The 2,971-nt window shown below is 72.5% G+C and carries 2 protein-coding genes and 2 pseudogenes; all 4 read right to left on the reverse strand.

Features of this window, described 5'->3' with window-relative positions; all coding sequences use genetic code 11:
- A pseudogene (locus GXW76_RS25125) lies at nucleotides 1–474 on the reverse strand (YbgF trimerization domain-containing protein); the annotation flags it as partial.
- A gap of 50 nt (nucleotides 475–524) precedes the next feature.
- Nucleotides 525–986, reverse strand: coding sequence for a peptidoglycan-associated lipoprotein Pal (gene pal, locus GXW76_RS25130; protein ID WP_211864875.1), 462 nt, complete (start codon nucleotides 984–986; stop codon nucleotides 525–527).
- Between the two features lie 83 nt (nucleotides 987–1,069).
- Nucleotides 1,070–2,446 carry a Tol-Pal system beta propeller repeat protein TolB gene (gene tolB / locus GXW76_RS25135; protein ID WP_211864876.1) on the reverse strand — a complete coding sequence of 459 codons (1,377 nt, stop codon included), beginning with the start codon at nucleotides 2,444–2,446 and terminating at the stop codon, nucleotides 1,070–1,072.
- A pseudogene (locus GXW76_RS25140) lies at nucleotides 2,443–2,971 on the reverse strand (hypothetical protein); the annotation flags it as partial. The pseudogene GXW76_RS25140 and the gene tolB, both read right to left, overlap by 4 nt.

Below are 2,971 nucleotides of genomic sequence, written 5' to 3' on the forward strand. Positions count from 1 at the left end.
CCCGGTTGGCGGGGGCTGGCTGGCCGCCGCGGGGGGCGTTGGGGCCGGGGCCGGAGCGGCCGCCGGCCCCTGGGGAGGGCGGGTGGCGGCCGGCCGGCCACCACCTTCCAATTGTTGGAGGCGGAAATCCATGTCGCCGCGCAGCTTCTCCACATCCTGGGTGAGCTGGCGGTTGGCGTTCTCGGCGACGTCGAGCTGGCCGCGCATCCGGCGCACCTGCTCCTCGAGCTCGCTGACGCGGGCGAGAAGTTGCTGCACCAGTTCCTGCGGCGCGCCGCCCCCGCCGCCGCGCGCCATCGGGACCGGCGCGGGGGCGCCACCGCCGCGACGCACGGCATCGAGGTCCCGCCGCAGTTCCAGGATCTGGTTCTGCAGCGCGATCCCTTCGCGGCTGTCCATCTGCGCCCGCGCGCCGGGAGCGGCGAGCAGGGCCAGGGCGACCAGGACGGGAAGGCGGAAGTTCGCAGCGGCCATGGCGCGGCGGCGGTCCCGGCAGCGATCGGCCGGGACCGCCGTCTCCCTTCTTACTGAACGACCGTGACCGCGCGGCGGTTCTGCGCCCAGGCGGCCTCATCCGAGCCGAGCGCCTGCGGGCGATCCTTGCCGTAGGAGATCGTGCTGATGCGCGCGCCGTTCACGCCGGAGGCGACGAGCACGTCGCGGGCCGAATTGGCGCGGCGCTGGCCGAGCGCGAGGTTGTACTCGCGGGTGCCGCGCTCGTCCGCATGGCCTTCCACCTGCACGCGGACATCGGCGTAACGACCCATCCACTCGGCCTGGCGCTGCAGCACGGGGCGCTGGTCGGCACGGATCTGGGAGCTGTCGAAGGCGAAGAAGACGCGGTCGCCGACATTGGCCACCAGGTCCTCCTGGCTGCCCGGGCGGATCGTGCCGCCGGCGCCCGTCGCGGCCGCATTCTGGTCGGTGGAGGAGCACGCGGCGACCAGCGTGAGGGCGGCAACGGCGCCAAGGAGGCGGGTCTTCATCGGGGGGGTACTCCTGCTGCGAGGTTGGTACGATGTGGCAAAGCACCGGCCGGCGACCGGGTCAAGCGTGATGCTGCGTCGCATCACGACAGCAATGGCGACCAGGCCGGGTCCGTTGCATCGGTCGGCGTCGGGATCGGCCGCTCGTTGAAGCCGGCGATGTCGATCGAGACGATGCGCGCGGAATAGCCGCCGCCGCGGGAGTCGGTCGCGCGGCTCTCCCGGTAGAACATCAGCACGCGGCCGTTCGGCGCGAAGGTCGGGCCTTCCATCGCCCAGCCCTCGGACAGGATGCGCTCGCCCGAGCCATCGGGGCGCATGACGCCGATCGCGAAGCCGCCGCCGCCGAAGCGGGTGAAGGCGATCAGGTCGCCGCGCGGCGACCAGACCGGCGTCGCATAGCGCCCGCGCCCGAAGGAGATGCGGCGGGCGTTCCCGCCACCCGCATCCATCACATAAAGCTGCTGGTCGCCGCCCCGGTCGGAGTTGAAGACGATCTGCGATCCGTCCGGCGAGTAGCAGGGCGAGACGTCGAGCCCCCCGCCGCTGGTCAACTGCCGCTCCCGCCGCGAGCCGAGGTCCACGACGTAGATGTTGGCATCGCCGCCGCGGGAAGCGGAGAGCACCACCGAGCGCCCGTCCGGCGAGAAGCGCGGCGAGAGCGTCATGCCCGGGAAGTTCCCGAGCACCTGCTGCGAGCCGGACCCGATGTCGAACAGCACGACGCGCGGCGGGCCGCGGTCCGTGTAGGACATGAAGGCGATGCGGTCGGCCGAGGGGTGGAAGCGCGGCGAGAGCGCGGCGAAACGGCCGTCGGTCAGGAAGCGGTGGTTCTCCCCGTCCTGGTCCATGATGGCGAGGCGGCGCGTGCGGCGGTCGCGGGGCCCTGTCTCGCTGACATAGACCACGCGGGTGTCGAAGTAGCCCTTCTCGCCGAGCAGCCGTTCATAGATCACGTCCGAAATCAGGTGCGCGATGCGCCGCCACTGCGCCGCGGGCGCGCTGAAGGCGGTGCCCTGGAGCTGCGTCTCGGGCAGCACGTCCCAGAGACGGAACTCGACCCGCAGCCCGCCGCCCTGTTCGAGGACGCGCCCGGTCACCAGCGCCTGGGCGCCGATCACGCGCCAGTCCTGGAAGCGCGGCGTCTGCGCGGCGGCTTCGGCGGTCTGGATGAAGGCCTGCCGGTCCACCGGGCGGAACAAGCCGGAATTGCGCAGGTTCGCCTGGATCACGCGGGCGATGTCGCGGCCGACGCGCGCGCCCTCCCCGCTGCCGGCGAGATCGGGGATCGCCACCGGAATCGGATCCGTCCGCGCGCGGGTGATGTCGATGACGGCACCCTGCGGCTGCTGCGCCTGGGCGGGCAGCGGCGTCGCAAAGATGCCCGGCGCGACGAGGCCCGCGCCGGCGCCGAGCAGCATAAGGCGCCGCGTCGGAGCGAAGGGGGAGGAAGGGTTCATCGCACAAGGCCCCTCGGATTGAAGCGGAAGATGGATGCCATCACGGTCTGGTACTTGTTCGGTGGCACACGAAGCGGGTTGCACTGCGGCGACATAAGGGCACGGCGTGCCGATTCATACACCGAGCGCGCACGCGGGTCGTTCGGCAGCGAGCCCGACGGCACGACATTGCGCACCACGCCCTGGCTGTCGATCTGCACGCGCAGCTCGACGACGATGGTCTCGAGCCCGAGCATCCCGCGATCGACGTTCCAGCATTCCGAGATCTGGTCCGCGAGGCCACGGATCTCGCCCTGCGTGAGCGACGCGGTGCCGGACGGGCTGCCACCGCCCTGCTGCGGCGCGCCCGCCGGGTTGGGCCGCGCGGTCGGCGCGCGGTCCTGCTGCTGCGTCGTGCGCAGGCGCTCGAGCGTGTTCATCACCGACTGGCTGCGGTCCTGCGGGCGGGCGACCGGCGGGGTCTGGCCGGTGCCGGCCTGCTGGGAAGGCTCGGGTGGCGGCGGCGTGGGCGGCGGCGGGAGGGGC

It is taken from the genome of Neoroseomonas soli, from assembly GCF_018129065.1.
Taxonomy (GTDB): Bacteria; Pseudomonadota; Alphaproteobacteria; order Acetobacterales; family Acetobacteraceae; genus Neoroseomonas; species Neoroseomonas soli.

What these genes read in the sequence shown, in the direction of transcription:
- pal (WP_211864875.1), bottom strand. Translation starts at nt 986, where the DNA reads ATGAAGACCCGCCTCCTTGGCGCCGTTGCCGCCCTCACGCTGGTCGCC.
- tolB (WP_211864876.1), bottom strand. Translation starts at nt 2,446, where the DNA reads ATGAACCCTTCCTCCCCCTTCGCTCCGACGCGGCGCCTTATGCTGCTC.